This is a genomic window from uncultured Vibrio sp. (genome assembly GCF_947488985.1).
GTDB lineage: Bacteria > Pseudomonadota > Gammaproteobacteria > Enterobacterales > Vibrionaceae > Vibrio.
This window is the reverse complement of record NZ_CANLBV010000029.1, coordinates 1-23,651: the sequence shown is the minus strand read 5'-3', so window position 1 is coordinate 23,651 and position 23,651 is coordinate 1. Positions and strand designations below refer to the sequence as shown.

18 protein-coding genes and 2 pseudogenes are annotated in these 23,651 nt (G+C 44.9%); 13 read left to right on the top strand and 7 right to left on the bottom strand.

What is annotated here, in order from left to right; genetic code table 11:
* The first annotated feature begins 8 nt into the window (after positions 1-8).
* From Q1A70_RS08950 to Q1A70_RS08930, 5 genes are read left to right on the top strand one after another with little or no spacing between them, the layout of a single operon-like run.
* Positions 9-935, top strand: a complete 927-nt coding sequence (locus tag Q1A70_RS08950) for a DUF58 domain-containing protein (RefSeq protein WP_299689430.1) — start codon at positions 9-11, stop codon at positions 933-935.
* Positions 932-1,417, top strand: coding sequence for a DUF4381 domain-containing protein (locus Q1A70_RS08945; RefSeq protein ID WP_299689427.1), 486 nt, complete (start codon positions 932-934; stop codon positions 1,415-1,417). Before Q1A70_RS08950 ends, Q1A70_RS08945 begins: the two co-directional genes overlap by 4 nt.
* Positions 1,410-2,402 carry a VWA domain-containing protein gene (locus tag Q1A70_RS08940; RefSeq protein WP_299689424.1) on the top strand — a complete coding sequence of 331 codons (993 nt, stop codon included), beginning with the start codon at positions 1,410-1,412 and terminating at the stop codon, positions 2,400-2,402. Before Q1A70_RS08945 ends, Q1A70_RS08940 begins: the two co-directional genes overlap by 8 nt.
* Positions 2,395-4,284 (top strand): VWA domain-containing protein, encoded by a 1,890-nt coding sequence (locus Q1A70_RS08935; RefSeq protein ID WP_299689421.1) that lies wholly within the window; start codon positions 2,395-2,397, stop codon positions 4,282-4,284. Before Q1A70_RS08940 ends, Q1A70_RS08935 begins: the two co-directional genes overlap by 8 nt.
* 2 nt (positions 4,285-4,286) lie before the next feature.
* Positions 4,287-5,963, top strand: coding sequence for a BatD family protein (locus Q1A70_RS08930; protein ID WP_299689419.1), 1,677 nt, complete (start codon positions 4,287-4,289; stop codon positions 5,961-5,963).
* A gap of 198 nt (positions 5,964-6,161) precedes the next feature.
* On the opposite strand, the gene Q1A70_RS08925 is transcribed toward Q1A70_RS08930, so the two are convergent.
* From Q1A70_RS08925 to Q1A70_RS08905, 5 genes are all read right to left on the bottom strand, one after another.
* Positions 6,162-8,306, bottom strand: coding sequence for a GGDEF domain-containing protein (locus Q1A70_RS08925; RefSeq protein ID WP_299689416.1), 2,145 nt, complete (start codon positions 8,304-8,306; stop codon positions 6,162-6,164).
* A gap of 267 nt (positions 8,307-8,573) precedes the next feature.
* On the bottom strand, positions 8,574-9,323 hold the full coding sequence (pstB, locus tag Q1A70_RS08920) for a phosphate ABC transporter ATP-binding protein PstB (RefSeq protein WP_299689413.1): 750 nt from the start codon (positions 9,321-9,323) through the stop codon (positions 8,574-8,576).
* 93 nt (positions 9,324-9,416) lie between these two features.
* Positions 9,417-10,280, bottom strand: coding sequence for a phosphate ABC transporter permease PstA (pstA, locus tag Q1A70_RS08915; RefSeq protein ID WP_299689410.1), 864 nt, complete (start codon positions 10,278-10,280; stop codon positions 9,417-9,419).
* A gap of 15 nt (positions 10,281-10,295) precedes the next feature.
* Positions 10,296-11,225 (bottom strand): phosphate ABC transporter permease subunit PstC, encoded by a 930-nt coding sequence (pstC, locus tag Q1A70_RS08910; protein ID WP_299689407.1) that lies wholly within the window; start codon positions 11,223-11,225, stop codon positions 10,296-10,298.
* A gap of 111 nt (positions 11,226-11,336) precedes the next feature.
* Positions 11,337-12,158 carry a phosphate ABC transporter substrate-binding protein gene (locus Q1A70_RS08905; RefSeq protein WP_299689404.1) on the bottom strand — a complete coding sequence of 274 codons (822 nt, stop codon included), beginning with the start codon at positions 12,156-12,158 and terminating at the stop codon, positions 11,337-11,339.
* Between the two features lie 410 nt (positions 12,159-12,568).
* Between Q1A70_RS08905 and Q1A70_RS08900 the strand changes: the two are divergent.
* A pseudogene (locus Q1A70_RS08900) lies at positions 12,569-12,802 on the top strand (methyl-accepting chemotaxis protein); the annotation flags it as partial.
* Between the two features lie 95 nt (positions 12,803-12,897).
* Here the strand turns inward: Q1A70_RS08900 and Q1A70_RS08895 are convergent.
* Positions 12,898-14,229, bottom strand: coding sequence for a DEAD/DEAH box helicase (locus Q1A70_RS08895; RefSeq protein WP_299689401.1), 1,332 nt, complete (start codon positions 14,227-14,229; stop codon positions 12,898-12,900).
* A gap of 362 nt (positions 14,230-14,591) precedes the next feature.
* Here Q1A70_RS08895 and Q1A70_RS08890 point away from each other — a divergent pair, with 362 nt between their 5' ends.
* Complete coding sequence (locus Q1A70_RS08890; RefSeq protein WP_299689398.1) at positions 14,592-14,858, top strand: Lpp/OprI family alanine-zipper lipoprotein; 267 nt, start codon at positions 14,592-14,594, stop codon at positions 14,856-14,858.
* 176 nt (positions 14,859-15,034) lie between these two features.
* Here the strand turns inward: Q1A70_RS08890 and Q1A70_RS08885 are convergent, their stop codons facing one another.
* Positions 15,035-16,033 carry a L,D-transpeptidase family protein gene (locus Q1A70_RS08885; RefSeq protein ID WP_299689395.1) on the bottom strand — a complete coding sequence of 333 codons (999 nt, stop codon included), beginning with the start codon at positions 16,031-16,033 and terminating at the stop codon, positions 15,035-15,037.
* Between the two features lie 347 nt (positions 16,034-16,380).
* On the opposite strand from Q1A70_RS08885, the gene deoD reads away from it, so the two are divergent.
* From deoD to Q1A70_RS08855, 6 genes and pseudogenes are all read left to right on the top strand, one after another.
* Positions 16,381-17,091: a purine-nucleoside phosphorylase gene (gene deoD / locus Q1A70_RS08880; RefSeq protein WP_299689391.1), complete on the top strand. Its 711-nt coding sequence runs from the start codon at positions 16,381-16,383 to the stop codon at positions 17,089-17,091.
* Positions 17,092-17,221: 130 nt separating this feature from the next.
* Entirely contained in the window at positions 17,222-18,691 is a 1,470-nt protein-coding gene (locus tag Q1A70_RS08875) for a lactate dehydrogenase (protein WP_299689388.1), read from the top strand.
* 185 nt (positions 18,692-18,876) lie between these two features.
* A complete protein-coding gene (locus Q1A70_RS08870) occupies positions 18,877-20,346 on the top strand; it encodes a hypothetical protein (RefSeq protein ID WP_299689385.1) in 1,470 nt (489 codons plus the stop codon).
* Positions 20,346-21,926, top strand: a complete 1,581-nt coding sequence (locus tag Q1A70_RS08865) for a diguanylate cyclase (protein ID WP_299689476.1) — start codon at positions 20,346-20,348, stop codon at positions 21,924-21,926. The genes Q1A70_RS08870 and Q1A70_RS08865 overlap by 1 nt, the downstream gene beginning before the upstream one ends.
* A 134-nt stretch (positions 21,927-22,060) precedes the next feature.
* Positions 22,061-22,456 carry a DUF3302 domain-containing protein gene (locus Q1A70_RS08860; protein ID WP_299689381.1) on the top strand — a complete coding sequence of 132 codons (396 nt, stop codon included), beginning with the start codon at positions 22,061-22,063 and terminating at the stop codon, positions 22,454-22,456.
* Positions 22,456-23,502: pseudogene (locus Q1A70_RS08855) on the top strand (HlyD family secretion protein); the annotation flags it as partial. The gene Q1A70_RS08860 and the pseudogene Q1A70_RS08855, both read left to right, overlap by 1 nt.
* Positions 23,503-23,651 lie beyond the last annotated feature (149 nt).

Below are 23,651 nucleotides of genomic sequence, written 5' to 3'. Positions count from 1 at the left end.
ATACGCGCATGAATAATCAACTACCTAACTACAGTGACGGCGTGATGCTGAATCTGGATGAGCTGCTGCAATACAAAGCGCAGTCTGTTCGATGGTTGCCTCCGGCAAAAAGCCTCTGGTCACAGCTTAATGGCCAACATGAGAGTAACCGCAAAGGGCGCGGGATGAATTTCTCGGAAGTTCGTCAGTACCAAGCGGGCGATGACATTCGTAGCATTGATTGGCGAGTAACCGCGAGAACGGGCAAGGCGCATACCAAGCTGTTCTCTGAAGAAAGAGAGCAGCCTGTCATTTTGTTCTTGGATCTCTCAAGCAGCATGATTTTTGGATCAACCTTATTGCTAAAGTCGGTTCAACTTGCGCACTTTGCTAGCCAATTGTGCTGGTTAACTGTGGCTCAAAAAGACCGAATTGGTGCTGTGATTGATACGGGCAGAGAAATTATTGAGATTAAACCCAGTGGAAGCAACCATGCTCCGCTGCGTATTTTGCAAAAAGTTATAGAAATCAATAATGCAGCACTGACTAATCACGACAATCATAATGACACGACCTTAGAGCATGGGCTGAAATCTCTGCACCAGCTTTGTCCTAAAGGAAGCGATATCATTATGCTCAGTGACTTTGTGCGCTACCAAGAAAGTGATTACTCACTTATTAGTCAAATACGTCGACACAACCGAGTACGTCTGGTGCATTTTCACGACCCACTAGAGCAAGGTCAAACGACCTATAAAGGCTCGAAACAAGTAACAGATGGCAGTAAAACACAGTGGTTCAACTTCTCCTCAAATAAAGAAAAGGAAAAGCTCAACCATGCTTTCTCGACCAAGCAACAACAGCTACAGCAAATGGGGTTATCTCTCGCGATACCCTATAGCTCACTGTCGAGTGCACAGCCATTAATGAGCCAGATTTCAGGAGCTCAGTCATGAAGCAACCCTTAGACTTAAGCCCTGTTATTGCGCCAGAGGCACCAACATGGTGGCCTTTGGCGTGGGGTTGGTGGGCCGTAATTATCACAGCCATTATCCTGATTGCCTTGGTGTTTTTTATTCTAAAACGCAGAAAAAACAATCAACAGGCGAAGCAAGAAGCGCTGTCTTACTTTAGCAATAGTCAATCTTCAAATCGCTTATCTCCGAGCGAAGCACAACGCGTCCTTCGTCAGGCTGTATTGAGCTACTTCCCGCGAGCAAAAGTGGCTGGCCTAGCTGGAGATGATTGGTTGAAGTTCTTAGACACACAGCTGAAAAAGCCGTTGTTTGTAGCAAAACAATCCCAGTGGCAACAGTCGCTCTATCAAGATCCAACTTCAATGAATGACGATCAGTGCAAGGTTCAACAGCAATTAGTTGATGACTGCGAAACTTGGATTCGTAAAGCCCTTCCTCCAAAGCGAGGTCGTTATGACTGATCTTTTAAACGCGAACTTGCTAAACATTGAGTTCGTTTGGTGGTGGATGTTTTTCCTCGCACCACTGCCGTTTCTCGTTTACTTGTTCTCACCTAAAGCGGAATCAAGTAGCGCCCTTAAGCTTCCATTTCTGCCAGAGGACAGTAATACCAAAACACCAAGCACTCGCTTGCCAAAGGCGTTGTCCATCATTATCTGGCTTTTATTGGTGACAGCACTCGCACGCCCCGTTTGGTATGGCGAACCGGTGGAATTTCAACCGAAACACCGTGACTTGATGTTGGTTGTCGACCTCTCCTACTCGATGAGCCAAGAGGATATGCAGTTCAATGGTGAATACATCGACCGCTTATCGGCGGTCAAACATGTGTTGAGTGACTTTATTGAACGCCGCAAAGGCGACCGAGTTGGGTTGGTGCTCTTTGCCGATCATGCGTATTTACAAACACCGCTGACATTAGACAGAGGCACACTGTCACAGCAACTCAATCAAGCAGTACTGAGATTAATCGGTAATCAAACTGCGATTGGCGATGGCATAGGCCTTGCGACCAAGACCTTTGTCGATAGCGATGCTCCGCAACGTGTGATGGTGCTACTCAGTGACGGCAGTAATACCGCTGGGGTATTAGACCCATTAGAAGCGGCGGATATTGCTAAGAAATACGACGCGACCATTTACACCGTCGGTGTCGGTGCCGGCGAAATGATGGTTAAAGAGTTCTTCATGACGCGTAAAGTCAATACCGCGCAAGACTTGGATGAACGCACGCTAATGGAAATAGCAGAGCGTACTGGCGGCCAATACTTCAGAGCTCGCGACAGCAAAGAACTGGCGACGATTTACGACACCATCAACCAGTTAGAGCCGGTGACAAATGTCTCCAAAGTTTGGCGACCACAACAAGAGTGGTTTGTATGGCCTTTGTCTGCGGCAATGTTCTTCGCATTTATGCTGTTAGCCATTAGGAGAAACAATGTCTAACTTTACTTTTATCTACCCATATTGGTTCTTGGCTCTTATCGTGTTGCCTGTGATTTGGTGGCTTAGCAAGAAGCAATCTAAGCAAGGGTTATTGGCGTCTCATATCGCTCGATACTTGGCGCCAGAATCAAGCAAGCCATCGAAAAACCGCAGCACTTACTTTGGTATCTGGTGGATGATCGGTGTTATTGCACTAGCCGGCCCCAGCTTTCAAAACAATGAACAGCCGAGCTTTGAAAAAACGCAGGCGCGAGTTGTGATGATGGACATGTCGATGTCTCTATACGCTACCGACATAAAACCAAATCGCCTGACTCAAGCGCGATACAAAGCTCTTGATCTGCTTTCGTTGTGGAAAGAAGGCTTAACAGGAATGGTCGCGTACGCTGGCGATGCTTACACCATTAGCCCGCTAACGTCCGACATCAACACCATCAAGAGCCAAGTACCGAATCTTTCCCCGGATATCATGCCTTACCAAGGCAGTAACGCACCTGCTGCGGTTAAGCTTGCCATTGAGATGATGACTCGCGCGAAGATATATCAAGGTGACTTGGTATTGATTGCTGATGACATCGATGACCAAGAGAAGAAAGAGATCGACTCACTATTATCTGGTAGCAATTGGACGCTATCTATTTTAGCGGTGGGTACTGAAAGTGGTGCGCCAATCTCTTTGCCAACAGGTTCGATGCTGCAGACTGATTCAGGGCAAACCGTGGTCGCGAGAACCCACTTAGAGAACATGCGCGACCTGGCTCGCAGTTATGGTGGCACGTTCACTGAGGTTCAATTTGATAACTCAGATGTTGAACATATCGCGAGTTATCTCGACCGAGTTGCAACAACCTCTGAAGTGACCAAGACCAATAACTCACTCAGCACCAGAGTCAACAATGGCTTCTGGCTTCTGCCGTTCCTATTACTCCCTGCACTTGGGCTGTTCAGGAAAGGGGTTATTTGGTGCGGATTAGCTGTGGTTTTGTCGTTCAGCCAACCGAATACTGCGTTTGCGAATCCTTGGAAAACCGACGATCAGGTGGGTTATCAGCTTTATCAAGATGAAGACTTCCAACAAGCTGCAGAGCAGTTCCAACAACAAGAGTGGAAAGGCATCGCACAATACAAAGCGGGAGACTTCGAAGCTGCAGAGCAGACACTACAAGGTTTGAATGGCGAAGGTGCTCGCTACAACCTTGCAAATGCACAAGCACAGCAAGGCAAGTACGATCAAGCAATAGAAGAGTATCAACGCATTTTAGAAAACAACCCTGAGCACGCATATGCCAAGAAGAATCTAGAGATCGTCAAACAAGCCCAACAGCAACAGCAACAGCAACAGCAAGGCGATTCTGAATCCAAAGATCAAGACCAGCAGAATCAGCAAGGTCAGCAAGGTCAGCAAGGTCAGCAAGGTCAGCAAGGTCAGCAAGGTCAGCAAGGTCAGCAAGGTCAGCAAAATGATTCTTCGCAAGACTCGTCGGATCAACATCAAAGTTCTGCGAACAATGAAAACTCACAGAACCCAACAGACGACCAAGCTGAAAGCGCAAACCAAGGGCAAGCTAAAGACCAACCGGATGCAAATGCAGGCGAGCAAACAGCTCAGTCTATGCAACCAAATAAAGCCGAGCAGTCAGAAGACCAAGATGAATCAACACCTCAAAGTGCGAGTGCACAGCAAGCTTCAAGCGAAAAAGGTGAAGACGATGCTCAACAAGCTGTAGCACAAACCTCAGGGCAGCCGCTATCGAGTGACCCAGATATGCGAAAGCTTGAGCAAGTAGAAAGCGCCCGTGACCCGAGCCAGCTGCTTAAAGCACAAATGATTTTACAAGCACGACAAAAAAGTGCTCCTAATAACCAGAACAAAAAGTGGTAACCATGCGATTTCTTAACAAGCCATTTTTATCCATACTCCTAACGCTGCTGTTAGGCGCTTTCTCGTCCTTTTCGGCATTGGCTGCGACTGCCGTCGCGAGCGTTTCACAAAACCATGTCACCAAAGATGAGGTCTTTCTGCTCAAAGTCGTCACCGACGAAAAAGTACCCTCTGATGCCTTAGATCTTGCTGAGCTACAGCAAGACTTCTATGTTGGCAGGCCCAACTTTGGGTCATCGATGCAAATCATTAATGGCAGCCGTACTGTTTCTAGTGAGTGGAATATCACCCTTGCTCCCCTGCGTTTGGGCAAACTACAAATCCCTAGCTTTGATATTGACGGAGCCAAAACCCAACCAATTACTATTAACGTCGCGATTGACAAGGCTGCGCCGACACAAAGTGATATGGCGGAGTTTCAGCTTAAGCTCAGCAAAGACACCTTATACCCACAAGAAGTGGCAGAGCTTGATGTAAAACTCATTATCAAAGCGGATCCAAGAAGGCTACAAAACCCTCAAATAACACCTCCTAGCTCATCAGGGTTAGAGGTGGAACCCATCGGTGAATCGAAACAATTTCAAGATGTGAACAATGGGAAAGAAGTGACCGTTGTACAACAAAAATTCCGCATCTCGTCATTGAAGGAGGGGCAATTTAAACTGAGCGGGCCGAAGTTAACCGGGGCGGTTATCTACTCAACCAACAACTCAAGTGCAACGCGCCTTTTCCAACTCGATACGCCAGTCAAAACATTAGATATAACCGTGAAGCCGATACCAAAAGACTTCCAAGGTGAATGGTTACCAACCTCTAGCTTCAAACTGATACAGAAGTGGTCAGATACTCAAGGCAATGAGATTTCGGGTTTAGACAGTAGCAGCAAGCCAGTCATTGAATTGGAAACGGGAGACTCTTTAACTCGCACCATCACCATGACAGCCAGTAATTTAAGTCAGCACCAATTACCAAAACTGAACATCACCTACCCTAAATCGGTACGAGTTTATGAAGAGAAACCGCAATTTGGCACTACCCAACAGGGTAATGCGGTCGTGGTTTACAAGCAGGTATTGATCCCTAAAGAGGCAGGAAATATCACTCTACCGGATGTGTCTCAATCTTGGTTTAATACCAATTTACAATCAGCACAAACCAGCCAAGCACTTGGTCTAGAATTAGTGGTACAAGCAAGTGAACAAGCGACTTCAAGCACACCCCCGTCTGCGATTGAGTCACCAGCCCAGCATATAAACCCAACCGTTGTTAACGTTGACAACCCAGGATTTTGGCCTTACCTAACTGCTCTGTTCGCGGCATTATGGTTAATCAGCTCTGGGGCGGCCTTATACTTCTGGTCGCGTCGCAACACAATGACAAAGCTAAGACCACAAGCTGAACGTCAATCAGAGACAGCTGACGCTCTAATAGCAGCTCTTAAGGCCAAAGACGGAGTGATAATAAGAAGCTTATTTGAACGATGGAAAGCGGAAAATCCTGACCTGAGTGACGCGACCATAGAGCTGATTGAAGCTGAATTAACCAAACTGAGCCAAAGCCTCTATAGTGCTGGAAACTCAGCAAGCCAAACATGGGATCTCGCATTAGCGGTCAATACCGTGAAGAAGCCTAAACGTATCTCTAGCAAAACGCATAAAATCACGCTAGAGAAGCTATAGCTAGAGGAACCTAGAAAACTAGACCTACATCGAAAACTAGCCCTAGCCGTGATGACCAAGTACCGTTCATCACGGCTAGCTACCCTAAGAATGAAGCAAACTCATCAAGCCAAGCCCGCTAGATTACCGGGTAGGGAGCTAAAGCTCAGTTAGAAGATCATATAAAACCCAAAGACCTGAGAAACCAAAAACGAAGCACTAAGAAAGCGTAGTCGCGACTTTTCTGCGTTTTAATGCGGAGAAGACTCGATTTCGTCCCATGTCTTTCGCCTGATACAAGGCTTTGTCTGCCTTGCCATACAGTAAATCAAAGTCAAATTGGCGCTGGTCAGAAGTTATCGATGCAAAGCCTACAGACGCAGTCAGGTACTGGCTAGTACTGCTTTCACAATGAAGGATCTTCGCCTCTTCAATGCATCTTCGAATCAACTCAGCACGTTGCTTGGTTGCCGCATGATCCGTATCCACCATCAGTAGCATAAACTCCTCACCACCAATTCGACAGCAAGTTTCTTGCTCACCGTAAACGTGGTCATTTAATATCTTGCCAATGGTGCGCAGAGCAGCATCTCCTTCGGTATGTCCATAAACACTGTTGTATAAACCAAAGTGATCAAGGTCGACAAGAATAAGTCCAAACGTCACTTCTTGTTGCGTAGTAAACACGCCTTGATTATCACAGTTTAAGTCCTCCAAAACCTGCGACAACATGCGTCGATTACCAAGACGAGTCAGTGGATCGAGTTTAGAAATCAAGTCTAATTGCTCGTTCGCAAGTTCCAACTCTTGAGTACGATTTCTGACTTCCTGTTCAAGCGTTTGATTGAGATTTTTCAACTCCTCTTGAGCCATAGTTCGTTGTAGAGCTTCGGCAAGGCTAGAAGCAAAGATCCGAATCACTTCACGTAACTGTGACGTTAACGAGCTTCGGGTCAACAGATTATCTGCCGCAATAAACGCAATCGGCTCGCCAGTATTGGTGGTCAGCATGGTCATAGCCGTCCAGCCGAGACCGACAATATTGCAATCATGATAGATAGGCACAGATTCTTCGAATGCCACTTGATTTGGGTTAGTCTGAGCCGATAACACAATGTCACGCTTAACGATCTTAGAGCGATAATAGGACTCATCAACAATGTCACCTTTAATGTTAGTTCCCCAAGTGCCTTGTAAATAACTGCAGTCCTTATCGGTGAGGAAAACCGCCAACCGATCGATGCCTAAATGTTGAATAGCAAAACTTACCGCAGACTTACACACCTCACTCACGCTATCACATTGAGATAACGCAACCATACTCGAGTGCAGCATGCGTACATTCTGCTCTTGGCGTTTGCGTATGTATATCTGTGACAGTAGTGAACCAAACGATTCAAGCATCTGCTTTTGATAGGTCGTGATGGCTGAGCGATGAATATAGTTATCCATAGCAATCCAACCAACAGGCGTATCCCCTTCGCGTAAGATCAACATACCATTCCACCCCTGCCCGACAACCTTACCTTCGGTATACAAAGGCGTGTTCTCAATGATCACCAAGTTAGTACTATTGTCAGACAGGGCCTCTATATACTCAGCACCGAGCTGATGTAAGTCATATTGAGTATGATACTCACGACTAGTTTTCCCCGCTTCATCGGTGCCATATGTTCCACTAAAGCAACGCTTTTTCATGTCAATCAACATTAAGGTCGCACGATCAAACCCTAACCGATCACGAACCGCCTCAACGGATGCCTTATACAAGTCATCCAATGATTTAGGATTTGATAACTCTAGCGCAACCTGATGGACTAGCTTCATGTTCTCGACAAATCGCTCTCTGAGCTTAATCTCATCAAGATACTGCGCTTCACGACTGTCTCTTTGCTTGATCTCAAGGGTTGCATTTTTTTCTGCACGAATACATTGCCACCGCGCAGCCGCAAGCTGAAGGATATCAAGCTCTTGGTCGAAGGTTTGATTGATCTGCTCGGCACTACAGTTTTGAACTATCAAATAGGTTCTGCAGGCAGGCGCGTTATCGAGCATCATGATGAAAGACTCCCCACCAAGCACTTTCATTGGTTCCCACTGACAAGTACTAATTGCCATCGGCAGTACACCATCTGCAGTATCAAACTGAGAGGCCCAAGGCCAAAACGTTGGAGGGTAATTATCAATAGAGGTTAATTCACCGTAAGCAAATAACGGTGACCTATCACTCGCTAGCGTTGGGTCTGAAAATATTCCGATCCCTTTTGGAGTAAGCATCTCCACCAGATAGTCGAAAAGAGACTCTGCCAATAAGCGGTGATCACGTATCGCGGATATTTGTTTTGCGAAGTCTTTAACAGACACAGTATCCGTCCATTAACTATTGATAATATAGAAAAAATACAGAAGCTTTGATATGCAATCAATATAACTAAAAATGAGATGTTAAGCGGGTCGCAATTTAACTGTTAACATTATCACAAATATGAGAAGCGCGGCAAAAAACGGATTATCTACCCAAAATCCCATCGACATTGGCACTTTTTTAATAAAAATAAAAAAGCCCCACATAAAGTGGGGCAAAGTTTCCATCGCTTATAGTTATAGTGATAATTCTGTCGATCTAACCGATTAACCAAAGTCACCGTTTACGTAACCTTTTGTACGATCATCTTTTGGCTCGCTGAAGATAACACTGGTTTCGTTGTGCTCGACCAGCTCTCCCATTAGGAAGAAAGCCGTACGGTCTGAAATACGTCGTGCTTGCTGCATTGAGTGCGTTACGATAACGATCGTGAAATCTTTCTTCAGGTCTTCCATCAATTCTTCAATTTTGTGTGTCGCAATTGGGTCTAGAGCCGATGTTGGTTCATCCATTAGGATTACATCCGGTTCCATGGCAATCGTACGTGCTATACATAGACGCTGCTGCTGACCACCAGACAAACCAAATGCGTGTGCTTTAAGACGATCTTTTACTTCATCCCAAAGTGCTGCAGCGCGCAATGAACTCTCAACAACTTCATCAATGTGTTTTTTGTCTTTGATACCTTGAGCACGCAAGCCGTACGCTACGTTCTCGTAGATGCTCATAGGGAATGGGTTTGGCTTTTGGAATACCATGCCTACACGAATACGTAGGTCAGCCACATCAATATTACCGTAGATGTTTGTGCCATCCATGTCCAGCTTACCTTTAATAGTAACGCCTTCAATGAGGTCATTCATGCGGTTCAAGCAACGCAATAGTGTTGACTTACCACAACCCGATGGGCCAATCAGTGCCGTTACCTGGCGCGTTGGAATTGGCAGGTTAATAGATTTAAGCGCTTGGTTGTCGCCGTAAAACAGGTCTAGGTTCTCAATATCAAATTTGTTCATGTTCGTAATCTCTAAATTCTTAAATTCGTGTCTAACTTGATGCTTTCTTTATCACGGGGGCTCTCTTTATTGTTGAGCCAGTAGCTAGTGAGCTTAGTAAGTTGCCGTGTTGAAGCGTCTCGCAATCAGTTTTGTAACCATGTTGATCAAGAGAACCAATACGATTAGGACTGTCGCCGTGCCGTAGGCTTGGTTCCACTCATCGACAGTAAATAGCTCTGTTGTCAGCTTATATAGGTGAACCGTTAGTGTACGGCCAGAATCGAATACCGACTCAGGAACACGTGCCACCATACCTGCTGTTAAAAATACAGGTGCCGATTCGCCAATTACACGACCAATACTAAGAATGACCGAAGTTAAGATACCTGGCATTGCGCTTGGTAAGATCAAACGCCAGATAGTGTAGATTTTTGAAGCGCCAAGGCCGTATGAGCCTTCGCGGTAAGTTTGTGGTACTGCCATCAATGCTTCTTCTGTAGTACGAATTATTACAGGAAGAATCAAGATACTTAGCGTTAATGCACCCGATAGAATCGAGAAGCCAAGGCCAAGAATCGAAACAAAGAAGGTCATACCGAACAGACCAAAAATAATCGATGGGATACCAGCGAGCGACTCAGTACAGAATCGAATCACTTTCACCAATCGGCTACCTACTTTCGCATATTCTGTTAGGTAGATTGCCGTCATGATGCCCAGTGGCGCTGCGACTGCAATCGATGCAATGACCATGTAGATCGTGGCGATGATCATTGGGAAAATACCACGCTCTTCACCAGTACGAGTGTAATCGTCAGTGATGAAGTTCCAATCTACGTATTGCAGACCGTTCGATAAGATGTACCAAATAATCCAGAATAAGAAACCAACGGTTACAGCTGCTGCTGCCCAGATAAAACCTTTCAGGATGTTATCTTTGGTTTGACGTGCTTGTTTTAGTTTTACGAGATCCATATTACTCATCCTCGCCTACTTCGCTTTTTCACGGTTAAGATAAAGTAGAGCACCATTTAACATCATGATGAACACTAGAAGTACAACACCTGTTGCGTACAGTGCGTTAGCGTGAACGCCACTTGCGTAAGACATTTCAATTGCAATGTTTGCTGTTAGCGTACGTGCTGAGTCCAAAACACCTTCTGGCATTGCTGGCGCATTACCCATAACCATGATGATTGCCATCGTTTCGCCAAGTGCACGACCGATACCCAAAATCACCCCCGTCATAATGCCTGAACGTGCCGCAGGAACGAGTAGCTTAAAAATTGTGTAGATTTTCGAAGCACCCAGTGCAAGTGAACCTTCTTTATATGTACGAGGTACCGCACGAATCGAGGTTTCAGAAACCGTGATAACGGTAGGCAGAATCATGATACCCAGAACAATAATACCAGCCAGGATCGTGTTACCCGCTGGCACTTCAAAGATGTTCTGAATCATTGGAACGATAATTACCAGACCAAAGAAGCCATAAACTACCGACGGAATACCCGCTAGAAGCTCAACTGCTGGTCGAATAATATCGGCAAGACGCTTTGGTGCAATCTCTGCAATAAAAATAGCGGTCAGTACACCAACTGGTACACCAACAACGACGGCTCCAAGAGTCGAAACAATCGATGCAACAATCATAGTTGCAACACCGAATAGAGCTGGTGGTAGCCAGTCAACACCCAGTACGATGCCTGAAACACCGGCTTCTTGGAATGCAGGGATACTCTCTGCAACGATAAAGTAAGCGATAACGGCTAGTGATACGATGCCGATTACAGCACTCGATAAGAACAAGCCGTGGAAAATTCTTTCTCTCCAGTCGATACGTTTTTTAGTACGTAGACTTGGCTTGTTGGTTTGAGTCGCTTCAGTATTCATAAGCTTTTCACTATTTGCGATGGTCATATATAAAATCTCAAACTTTGTGGCTCAATAAGAGCTCGAAATAAACAAAGTTGAAAGAAAAGGCTCAGCCTAAAGCAGGCTGAGCAATAATTAGGTGTAAGTCAGTTAGGATTAGTTAACTGTGATGTAGCCTTTCTTAGCAGCGATAGCTTGAGCTTCATCTGCAACCATCCAGTCTAGGAATTGTTGAGTTTCAGCTGTTGGAGAGCCTGCTTTGTAAAGTACTAGGAAAGGACGAGCAACTTTGTAAGAGCCGTTCTGAACGTTTTCTACTGTTGCTTGTGCGCCATCGATAGTTAGCGCTTGAACAGATTCGTCAACCGTACCTAAAGAGATAAAGCCGATAGCGTATGGGTTGCTTGCTACAGAAACTTTAAGAGCACCGTTACCGTTTGCAACTTGTGCACGTTGAGAGATTGCCGATACTGTCTTGTCGCCGATCTTCTTTTTAAGCTTCATGATGTCTTCGAATGCACCACGTGTACCCGATGCTGTATCACGAGTGATTGCTACGATAGGCTTGTCAGCGCCGCCAACATCTTTCCAGTTAGTGACGTCGCCTTTGTAGATTGAAGTGATTTGTTCAGCAGTAAGAGCAGATACTTCGTTATTTGGGTTAACAACAACTGCGATACCGTCACGAGCGATAACAAGCTCTTTCAGGTCAGCTGTTTTCTCTGCTTCTTTAAGATCACGAGAAGAGATACCTAGATCCGCGCTTCCATTTTGCGCTGCTTTGACGCCTGCAGAAGAACCTGGTGCTTGAATTTCGATGAACACAGGTTCGCCTTTATTCATGTAGGTTTCTGCAAAAACTTCAACCAGTGGAGCTGCACTGTTAGAGCCAACTACAGAGATAGTTTCTTTAGCTGAAGCTGTATTCACTGTTAGAGCGCCTAGTAGTGCGATTGCACCGATAACTGTCTTTTTCATCACAAATTTCCTTTAGTGGCGTTATTGCCGTAATGTTGTGTTTGCTTGAACGAGGCCCACTTTAGATTCTAAATATGACAGTTATGTTTCACTAAGTTGAAAACTGTATGACAACTGAAATTTATTGTCTTTTTTTTAATCCAATCGATAGAATTAAGGCAACCTTACTCTCTATAAATTGCTAATAGATATCGATTGCTACCAATTTGAAACAAGCAGCTCAATATTTCATCATCTTACATTCCCAGCGAATACATGCACCAACTTCTCCGTGGCTTATCTATAAAATACAGATTCTCATTCCTCTATCATTTTCTGTTGTTTTACTTATGGCAGGGATCATTATCGGTGGTGAATCGCTAGAAAACGGATTTAAATATGTATCAACATCCACCGGCAAACTGATCTTGCATAAAGAAAAGCTCAGCGGAATTGTCGACAACAGTTATGGGATGCTTCAAAGCATATCTGAGCAAACCAATCTCCTGGCTCTTAACACAGCAATCGAAGCCGCCCGCGCCGGTGAAAGTGGTCGTTGTTTCGCAGTAGTAGCTGATGAATTTCGTATGCTTGCTGCACGTACGCAAGATTCGACTAAAGCAATCCAAACCATGATTGAAGGCCTGCAAGTTCAATCTGGACATTAAAGTCAGTGTGCTAATACAAAAAAACCGCCATCATTGGCGGTTTCTATTTGCATTCGCTGTTATTAACTGTGCGATTAGCTCAAACGGGTGGATTACTCGTCGTCAGTTTTTGGTGCCACTTTCTTCTTAGGAATAAACACCGTATCACCCACTGCCACATTCTGGTGGAAGCTCTTATCACGCTTAACTGGTTTCTTCGGCGTTTTCTTCGCTTGAGTGTTGGCTTTCTTCTTCGCTGGACCGTTTTTAGCAAACGTAGGTTTACGCGGCTTAATGCCTTTGAATTTACCTTTTAGGCCTTCAAGCACGGAGAAGGTAAGATCTTGTTGAAGGTATAGTTCAACACGCTTGAAGCTATCCCAGTCTTTTGGACCCACCAATGAGATCGCGTCACCTTTATTACCCGCACGACCAGTACGACCCACACGGTGCACATACTCTTCAGTGTGCTTTGGCATATCAAAGTTGATAACGTGGCTCACGTTTGGAATATCAATACCACGAGAAGCGACATCGGTGGTGACCAAGATCTTGTAAACCGCACGCTCAAACTGACTCATGATGGCGTTTCGTTGTGTTTGATTAAGATTGCCGCTCAGTGCAACCGCTTTAAGTTTCTTCTCGTTCAATATCTCTGTTAGGCGATCGGTATCGGCACGAGTCGCTGTAAAGATCATGACCTGGCGGTATTCAGCTTCTTCCAGTACTCGGTCTAAGATGGCTTCTTTATGGTCTAGGTGATCACACAGATAGAATTTTTGAGTGATATCTAAGTGTTGTTCGTTAGAAACACCCACCGAGATACGCTTAGGAGCGTCTAGCATTTCATTGGCAATACCGTTCACTTCAGCGTGATCTAGCGTTGCAGAAAACATCAGCGTTTGACGACGACGGTGCTTGGCTGCGTTTGCAATACGGCGCAATTCTGGAGCAAAACCGAGATCAAGCATACGGTCGGCTTCATCAAGGATCAGTGTTTCAACACCATCAAGGAACAATGAACGATGCTCTAGGTGGTCAGCAAGACGCCCCGGAGTCGCGACGATAAAGCGAGGGTACTTACGCAGTGCTTTAACTTGATCGTTAAAGTTCTCACCACCCAAGATAAGCGCCGCTTCGTAAGACAAACCACCGAGCATGCTACGCAATTCACCGTACACTTGCTTAGCGAGCTCACGAGTAGGAGCCAAAATTACACCACGAGGATCTTTAGCAGAAAACGCTTTGGTTTTTAATGCTTTGTGTATCATTGGCAATACAAACGCCAATGTTTTACCTGAACCCGTTTTTGATGAAGCCAATAGATCCTTACCGGCAATAGCAACAGGGATCGCTTTCGATTGGATCTCTGTCGCTTTCTTAAAGTCGTAATGTTTTAAGTTCTTCAGTAAGCGATTATCTAAGCCTAAATCTTTAAAGTGCAAAGGACTCTCCAGTCATGATGGTATTGAACAAAATTATTTTAACGTGACATGATACCGCGAAAGTACTTTATAAGGATAGAGATCACCGTAAATTTATCCCTTATTCTATATAAGGTAGAACATTGTATGCATTGATAACAAAGGCTTGGGTTTACCTAGCAATACCAAAATAGATTTTTGTTTGCTTCTTCTCAAGAGTGAGACAGAACGTGATGCTTGGCTAATTACCTCAAAAATTTAGCAATTTCTTTAGTTATTGCTTTTGCGCTTGAAAAATTAGTCGCTACAATCATTAATGAAGCGACTATATGACGGAGAAATGTATAGCGCATCTTTTGATAATAAATAAGCAAGGAGTTCTTATGAATAAGACGTTAATCGCAGCTGCTGCCTCAGTTTTCATTATTGCCGGCTGTTCTTCAGATCCAGAAGAAGCTGCAGTGTCAGAAGTTGATCAATTAACTAACCAAGTCGCTGAACTAACCAGCGAAGTTGAAGCACTTAAGAGTGAAAAAGCTGCTGCAGAAATGAAAGCTGAAGAAGCAACGGCAGCCGCCATGGCAGCAAAAGAAGAAGCGGACCGTGCGAACGAACGTATCGACAACATCGCAAGCTCTTACACTAAATAAACGAATTTATACGTAATGAAGCTGTAGATTAAACCAGTCGCAAATTAGTAAGAAACAGTAATTAGAAAGCACCACATCTTAACCGATGTGGTGCTTTTATTTGTGGCAAAGAAAGATAACAAGCTAGGGTGACCAGTTTTTACTGCGATTGGTATTCTTTCTACGATGGGTACCTATCAATTAAGCTCAACCAAAGGAGGAACGACTTCAACTGGCACGCCATTTTGAGCAAAGATAACCGATTTCGCTTTTGAGTTAGACAAGTCTGCATCTTCAAGCCACCATTTTAACTCAACTGGGATTTGTAAGGACTTCTTAGAACCATCACTTCGAGTCAGCGGCTCATGCGCTTCAACAAACACACTACGGTCAGGTTCGAGTGACACTTTGATCGGCTCATCAATAATAACCACCTGTTCTCCATGGCTCACTTTCTCAAACAGCCACTCAATATCTTTAGGCTCCATACGAATACACCCAGAGCTGACTCGTAAGCCTATACCAAACTCTTTATTAGTACCGTGTATCAAATAGTCCCCGATGCCGTAAGCCAGTCGTAATGCATACGAACCCAGTGGGTTATCTGGGCCTGCGGGTACCACACTCGGTAATTCAATGCCCTTTTCTAAATATTCTTCACGGACTGATTGAGGTGGTGTCCAAGTCGGGTTGGCTCTTTTTTGGCTGATCTTAGTGGTCATTTCTGGAGTATCACGCCCCACTCGGCCAATACCGACAGGGAAGACATGAACCAGGTTTTGAGTAGGTTCAAAGTAATATAACCTCAATTCAGCAAGGTTGATGACAATTCCTTTTCTTTGAGTATCAGGCAGAATCAAACGGCTTGGAATGCTTAACACATAGCCTTCCATAGGTAGAAAAGGGTCCACCCCTTTATTTGCTGCCATCAAAGAGAGCAAGCCAATATCATATTGCTTTGCGATGATTGCCAACGTTTCGCCCGCAATCACCTCATGCTGCTGTATTCTGCCCACAATACGGCTTTCCTCTGGAGGCAGTTCAAAGGTTGCAGCAGACACCCACCACGAACTCACTCCTCCAACAATCAAGGTTGTGCTTACAGCAAGCCGCGTTGCTCTCACAGCACGCAAAGCGACCTTACGTATTTGTGTTTTCATTGAGTGTAAAGACATCAAGCTAGCGAAATACCACATACAATTCCTTAGTTTGTCTTTTATCAAAGTTTAGATTATCGCTGTGCAAACGTCTCTACCGCGGTGATTGCCCGCTAAATTGATATCCGCTCTTGCCGTGATAACCGCGCCCTACCATCGATACTATACGATTTTACCGATCAAAATCGATCCCTTTTAAACTTTCAACAGATTTAGTTATCAATAACAATAAAACCTAATGAGCGGCCCCTTTTTGTGACCAACCTCTCATGGAGAGCAGTTTTTACTCGCTAGTATTGCGTCAACCCAATGAATTCAATTCAACATAATCGGTAATCGATGAAACCCAGCTTCAATCATTGCCGTTTAAACACTGGAGAACGACCATGGCTACACCTCATATTAATGCTCAAGTTGGTGATTTCGCAGAAACCGTACTGATGCCGGGCGACCCGCTTCGTGCAAAATACATCGCAGAAACCTTCCTTGATGACGTGAAGCAAGTTTGTGACGTTCGCAACATGTTTGGCTATACCGGCACTTATAAAGGCAAAAACGTGTCGGTCATGGGGCACGGCATGGGGATCCCATCCTGCTGTATCTATGTACACGAGCTTATCGCTGAATTCGGTGTAAAGAATGTTATTCGTGTCGGTAGCTGTGGTGCCGTCCGTGACGACGTTAAACTGATGGACGTTGTGATCGGTATGGGCGCTTCTACTGACTCAAAAGTTAACCGTATTCGTTTCAACAACCATGATTTCGCGGCCATCGCTGACTTTGGTCTTCTAGAAGAAGCCGTAAACCAAGCTCGTGCGCATCAAGTGCCAGTAAAAGTCGGTAACGTATTCTCTGCCGACCTTTTCTACACGCCAGAAGCTGACCTTTTCGAAAAAATGGAAAAACTAGGCATCCTTGGCGTTGATATGGAAGCCGCTGGTATCTATGGCGTCGCTGCGGATCTTGGTGCTAAGGCACTGACGATTCTCACGGTTTCAGATCACATCATCCGTGGTGAAAAGCTCAGCTCTGAAGAGCGTCAAAAGTCATTCAATGACATGATGACCGTCGCTCTAGAGACAGCGATCAACTTGTAATACCAACCACAAAAAGTAAGTAATCAGTGATTGGCTACGATTGGTCTGAGCATTTGATCAACGATACATTAAAACGCACTACCTCGCAGCCAAGCGAACTTGGCTGCTCAAATAATCCGAGGGGGAGATCGTGTCTAACGACAAGCTGCCAAAAGATGCAGATGGTTTGCAACTCAACTTTTGTAAAACATTGGCGTGTGACAACTTTGGCTTGAGCGAAGCAAAACGATATGTTTTGCAACATGCGAACCCTAAACGTCCGGCGATGGTCTGTCGTGAGTGTGGCTCTTTCCCCCCCTTACTTAACAACCGTGAAGTATTAAACGAACTTCATCGTTTAAGACAACTTCACAGCGATGGGCTCCCAGCTTGTCGTAATGATGATTGCGATAATTTCGGCTTATCGGTTCATACCCATAAACAGCTTTATCATGCCTTCGGCTACAGTGGGGACAGACAACGCTATCGCTGCAAAAACTGCCAATCCACCTTTGTTGACAAATGGTCTGGCTCCAATAAAAAACTTCAGTTTCAAGAGAACCTCATGGGCTTATTGTTCATGGGCTATTCGGTACGGGAGATCTGTAGAAAATTAGACATAAATCCCAAGACTTTCTACGATCACGTCGACCATATCGCTAGCCGTTGCCGCCGTAAATTAGCGATGATCGATGCTCGATGGGTCAATCATGCCAAAGAATATCAATTCGCTTCTTATTACCAACGCTTACAACCTCAAAGTAACAATGGTGTAGTGTGGATTGCGACTGGCGAGGCACATACTGGCTATATTCTTTGCCAGCACGTCAATTATTCGCAAAATGACGAGCCATCAGAAAGTGTTGATCATAATCCTTATGGCGATATAGCGCGCTTTGTCTCAAAAGAGCACGATTTAGAGGCCAATCTTGATCTCCCTGCGCCGTCTAACAAGCTGAAAGAAAGAATTGAACAGCAGTACCAAATGATCCTTGCCAGAGGAAACGTTGAAGACCCTATGGGCAACCTCACTGCTTTTCATTACCCTTCAAAAGGTGCCCTTATTCGCCCTCCATACACCTCGTATGCCCACTTCTTACATGTGCTTGATATGTGCCATAAGGACAAGCATGTGTCGATTTATATGCCACAAGATCCTTTGTTACGCTCTGCCGCACTCAGCGTCTGTTTACCGCGCATTCATCGTCAACATATTGACCTTATGTATGTAGAAGAAGATGCTGGCTGGCAAGATGACCTCCCTTTCGAAAAGATAGACATTGTTCATATGAGTTGGTGGCGCGATCGTTGGGCAATTGCGAATCAAGGTCAGTGTCAGAAAGGCATTTGCTACTTAACGGGTAATAATCCTGCGCCCAAACAGTGGTTGAGTACCGCTTCTATACAACAAACCAAGTTCTATCAGCATCGTTTTCAGGTGTTATTTGCTAGCTTCATCAATGAGCCTAGGCGTAAGCTTCGTCCTGCGGGCATTCTTCCATTACTCGACATATTTAGAGCTTGGCACAATCTGTGCTACCAAGATAGGCAAGGGCTCACAGCAGCACAGCGCTTAGGTGTCACGGAACAGCCATTAACTCTCAAACAACTACTGTCATAACGTGTATCTTCTTCATAATTTGTTCCACTAACCCTCAAATTTAACTCAACAATATGAGGTAGAACCCATAATTAAGAAAGAGAAGTGTTGCTTTGACAAGCGAAGAAAGATAATGAGTCATTACCTTTACGGCACTTTGATGATGCTTGTGTAAATACGATATTCGATAATGATGGATCGGAACCTTGGACAAAAATCAGTACCTTCTTGAAACAGAACTCACACAACTCAAAACTCGCGTCGACTCAGAGCCGTTGGTCATTCTAGAAATAACCCAACAGTGCCTAGTTCGATGTGAGCAAGTTATGTTTGAAGAGGGCGCGATTCAGTCCCTGATGTTAATGGCGAGAAGTTGTTGGAACCTAATGGATTACCAGAAAGGTTTAAAGTACATCAAAGAAGCCTACAAACGACAAAAACGCTTAGATACCGACCTTTTTCTTCCTGAAATTCTCCATTTACATGCGCTCCAGTTCTGGGGGCAAGCCAAGTATTACTCTGCCCAACAGTTTTGGATCAACGCATTAGAGCAGTCTGCTCTGGTTGATGACGTAGAAATGCAAATTGAATGTCTCATTGGCCTTGGCAACATTTGGCGAATGACCCATGAATATAAACTTGCATGCTCAACCCACCAACTCGCGGTACAAGTAGCGAACAACAGCCGTATTAGCTGGATAGAGGGGAAAGCGAGAATCGTACTTGCTTGGGATTACTACCTACTCAATAACTATGCTGAAATGTTATCGGTGTTAGACGCTGCAGAAGAAATATTGAAAGACCACAAAGACGATACTTGGCACGCCGAGATATGGGATTTCAGAGGTCTTGCGCTCCTTGGTCTTGAGCGCTTAGACGACGCAGAGCGAGCTACCGACAAAGCGCATCATCTGGCCGTTGAACACAACCTCGTGTGGATGAAAGCCCACTCATATATCAGCCGGGCCCGATTAGAGCTGCTCAGAGAAAGACCAGAACAAGCAGCAGAATTGCTGAGACTCGCCGAACAATCGGCCAATAAATTCGACAACGGCGAGCTACTTAGCCAAATTTGTTACCAACAATCCTTAGTTGCAGAAGAAAATCAAGATTTCAAAGCTGCATTAGTCGCCTTTAAGAAGTATCGTCAATACTCTATAGGTATGCTTCGAGAACAAACTTCCCGGGTGAGTTTAGATAAAGCGCACACTTCAAAACGCCAACTAGAGAAAAGAGCACGAAAGCTGATTAACCGTATTCGAGGTCAGCACGAATACGACCCAGAAAAGCATTTTTCTTATGTGGTTTCTGAAACCTTTTGGTGGGAACAGCTGATGCAATTTAAAACAGAACTCAAACACTCGAACCACAGCATTATTATGTTCCACCATATAGACAGCGCTTACCTAGATGTCTGTACCGAGATTGCCCATACCTTGTGTAATCAGGACGACTTTATTTCTAGACTAAGTTCAGAGCGCGTAGCGCTTATGATTTCAGAGAAAGGCAAAGCCGCCGAGCACACCTTCCAAACTCTCACTACCATGCTCGATATTTACCCTTGGCATAGGAAGGGATTAAAAGGCTCGAAACCTTCCGTGAGCCTGACTGACATTTTGACCTTCCCATTCACGCTTGAGCAACTAGAAGAAGACGATTCAGAGGTAACAGAATGATGGAGACCCTATTACGCAAGATCACCGACGCGGGGTTAGATCCTTCATCTGTCTCTGGTGAAGAGGCGATCATCTTCTGGAACCATATTCGACAACACATTTCGACCACAAAAACAGAGCAAGCTCACTGCTATATCATTAGCTCTGAATACCGCGCTGAATTACAACAAAATCAAACCAGTATCAAAGAACTGAGACTTGCACTCAATCTACTGGACCTTCCCAACGACGTTGAAGACATACTGACGGTAAAAAGTAGCCTAAGTGATCGCTTGGTTGAAATGGGGGATTACACCTCAGCCCTAAATGAATTCGTCAGTTCATCAACAATCGCCGTTGAACACGGCTATATCGATGAATATGTCATGGCTATTTTGGGGATGGGGAATCTATGTGATGCCTACAGTGATCATAACCGAGCCCTGCGCTACTACCAAAAAATCTGCAGTATCGATCATGCGATAAGTAGTCGCTCACTTCGTCTCAAATTCAAGCTACATATGGTCGAGAGTCTCCTGTTGCTCAACCGTATTACCACCGCCAGTGATTTACTGGATGAATGTGAAGAGCTCGGTATTTTGGTGAGTAATAAGCTGCTCACCGCTCAGATATTACTGAGCCAAGCGAAGGTGCTTCGTGCTCAGAAACAATACTATGAGGCGCTGCGATGTCTATCCAAGATTCAATATCCGACCAACAGCACTCAAGCGAACATGCTGGCGATCGTAACACGTCTAGAGCAAGCGCAATGTCTGAGTGCAATAGGAAAGCAAGAGTACACACGGATGATCTTGTCGATTACCGAAAAACGAGTAAAAGTAGACGCGTCACCGGTACTTGCAAAACGCTTCTTTGATTCCTTGAGCGATGTATGTATAAGCCAAGGGTGTTTTCAAGAGGCGCTGAATTATGAGAAAAAAGGCTACCAAATTGAAACGGATCTCATCAAGCAGATCCCAATCAGTGAACTCGGAGCAAGCCAACTGCGCCGCTTATCACGCTTTGAATTGCAGCTCAAACTTATTCTCTCTGAACAAGAAAATAGAGAGTTGAAAGAGACAACTGAGCAACATAAAAATACGGTAGCTCGACTACAGCAAGATGTGTTCACCGACCCACTGACCGGATTACATAACCGCCGATGGCTAGATGTAAAACTGAAAGATCTACTTCTTCACCACACTCCCTTTGCGCTTGTCGTAATCGACATAGATCACTTTAAGTCTATCAACGATGAGCTTAGCCACTTAGTCGGCGACAAAGCGATTGTCACCGTCTCTCAAGAACTTCGCGCCTACTTCAAGTTCAAAGGTGCGTCATGTGTCAGATTTGGTGGAGAAGAGTTTTTAGTCATTCTGGATAATACCGATCTTACCAAGGCAGAAATGCACTCTGAACAGTATCGAGAGCGCATTGACCAATTCGGTTGGCATGAAATACTCGGAGAGCGTGGCTTAACCGTGAGTATTGGCATCACTCTACATCGAGAAGGTGAAAATACTCAACGCACCTTCTATCGCGCAGATAAAGCACTCTATAGAGCGAAGGCTAATGGTCGTAATCAGCTCTGTACTGAGTAGTAAAAGTTATCATTGATCACACAATGAGCATAACGACGAATCATTCCTTATAATATAAATCATTTTTCATAATAATTACTTGAGTGATGACGTAGTATGTTTATATTCAACATCTAACATTACAAGGATCTGTTATGTTTCTAGACTACTTTGCGCTCGGCTTGCTTGTCTTTGTGGCACTGGTCATTTTTTACGGCATCATCGTTATTCACGATATTCCTTATGAAATCGCTAAAGAACGTAACCACCCTCATCAGGATGCGATTCACGTTTCAGGTTGGGTTAGCCTATTCACCTTACACGCCATTTGGCCATTCCTATGGATTTGGGCAACATTGTGGCGCAAAGACAGAGGCTGGGGCTTTGCCAAACTCGAAGAAGAACAACATGATATTCATCATCGAGTGGACACCTTAATCGACCAAGTCAGTACACTTAAACAAGAAATCGAGCAACTCAAACAAACCAATGCAGCTCAGAGCAGCATTGAGAAAGAGGCACACAACGTCCAAGATCAGGAGGCTAAGTAATGGATTTACTGCTGATAATGACCTATGCGGCACTTTGTATCACCATCTTCAAAGTATTTAATATCCCACTGAATAAATGGACTGTACCGACTGCTGTTCTTGGCGGTGTCATCATTATCGGGACTTTGATCCTGCTGATGAACTACAACCACCCGTTCACTCAGATAGGTAACCAAGTTTACTCAACCACGCCGATTGTTTCAGGGGTTAGAGGTAAGGTTATCGAAGTCCCCGTTCAAGCAAACAAACCGCTTAAGAAGGGCGATATCTTATTTAAGATTGATCCTGTGCCATTTGAAGCCGAAGTCGCAAGGCTAGAGGCCAAAATAAAAGAAGCAAGCCAAGGCGCGCTTGGCATCGAATCAGAAGTCGCCGAAGCGGAGGCTGCAAAAGTCAAAGCCATCGCGGAGCGAGACAAAGCCCAGCGAGAATTCTCTCGTTACAAGCGTGGCTATGACAGCGGCGCCTTTACCGAGCAACAATTAGACACGCGCCGACAAGCTTACAAGGCATCGGAAGCGGCAGTAAAAGTGGCCGATGCTAACCTAGACCAAGCCAAATTCGCCTTAGATTCTGAAATAGGTGGTGAGAATACCGCAGTCGTCAGTTTATTGGCCGAGTTGCGTAAAGCCCAGTTTGATGTTGAACAAACCGTCGTACGAGCTCCCACTGACGGGTACGTTACACAATTAGCATTGCGCCCTGGCGTGATGGCGGTTCCACTACCATTAGCTCCTGTGATGACCTTCGTCCACTCAGAAGAACAATTTTACGCTGCTGCCTTTAGACAAAATTCATTACAACGTCTTCAGCCGGGCTACGAAGCCGAATTTTTATTCCGAGCACTGCCTGGAAAAATTTTCAAAGGTCGTATTGAAGAGGTCTTACCCGCTATTGGAGAGAGTCAGTTCCAAGCTCGTGGCGCACTATTGGGAACCGATTCACTAAAAACAAGCGGTCGAGTCTTTGCCAAACTTTCAATTACCGATGATCTCTCTGAATACCATTTACCAATGGGGACTGCGGTTGAAGTTGCGGTATATTCTAGGGCGTGTTGATCTTTCGTGGTTAAATTTCGTTCGAGATAAAAGCGTTTTAATCGCGGCGAGGGGGAAGTAGCCTAGTCACTCTAAGCAAATCTCCCTCAACAAAGAGTAAAACGCTTTTAGCCGAACCCTTCGGGCAGCGTTTGCTG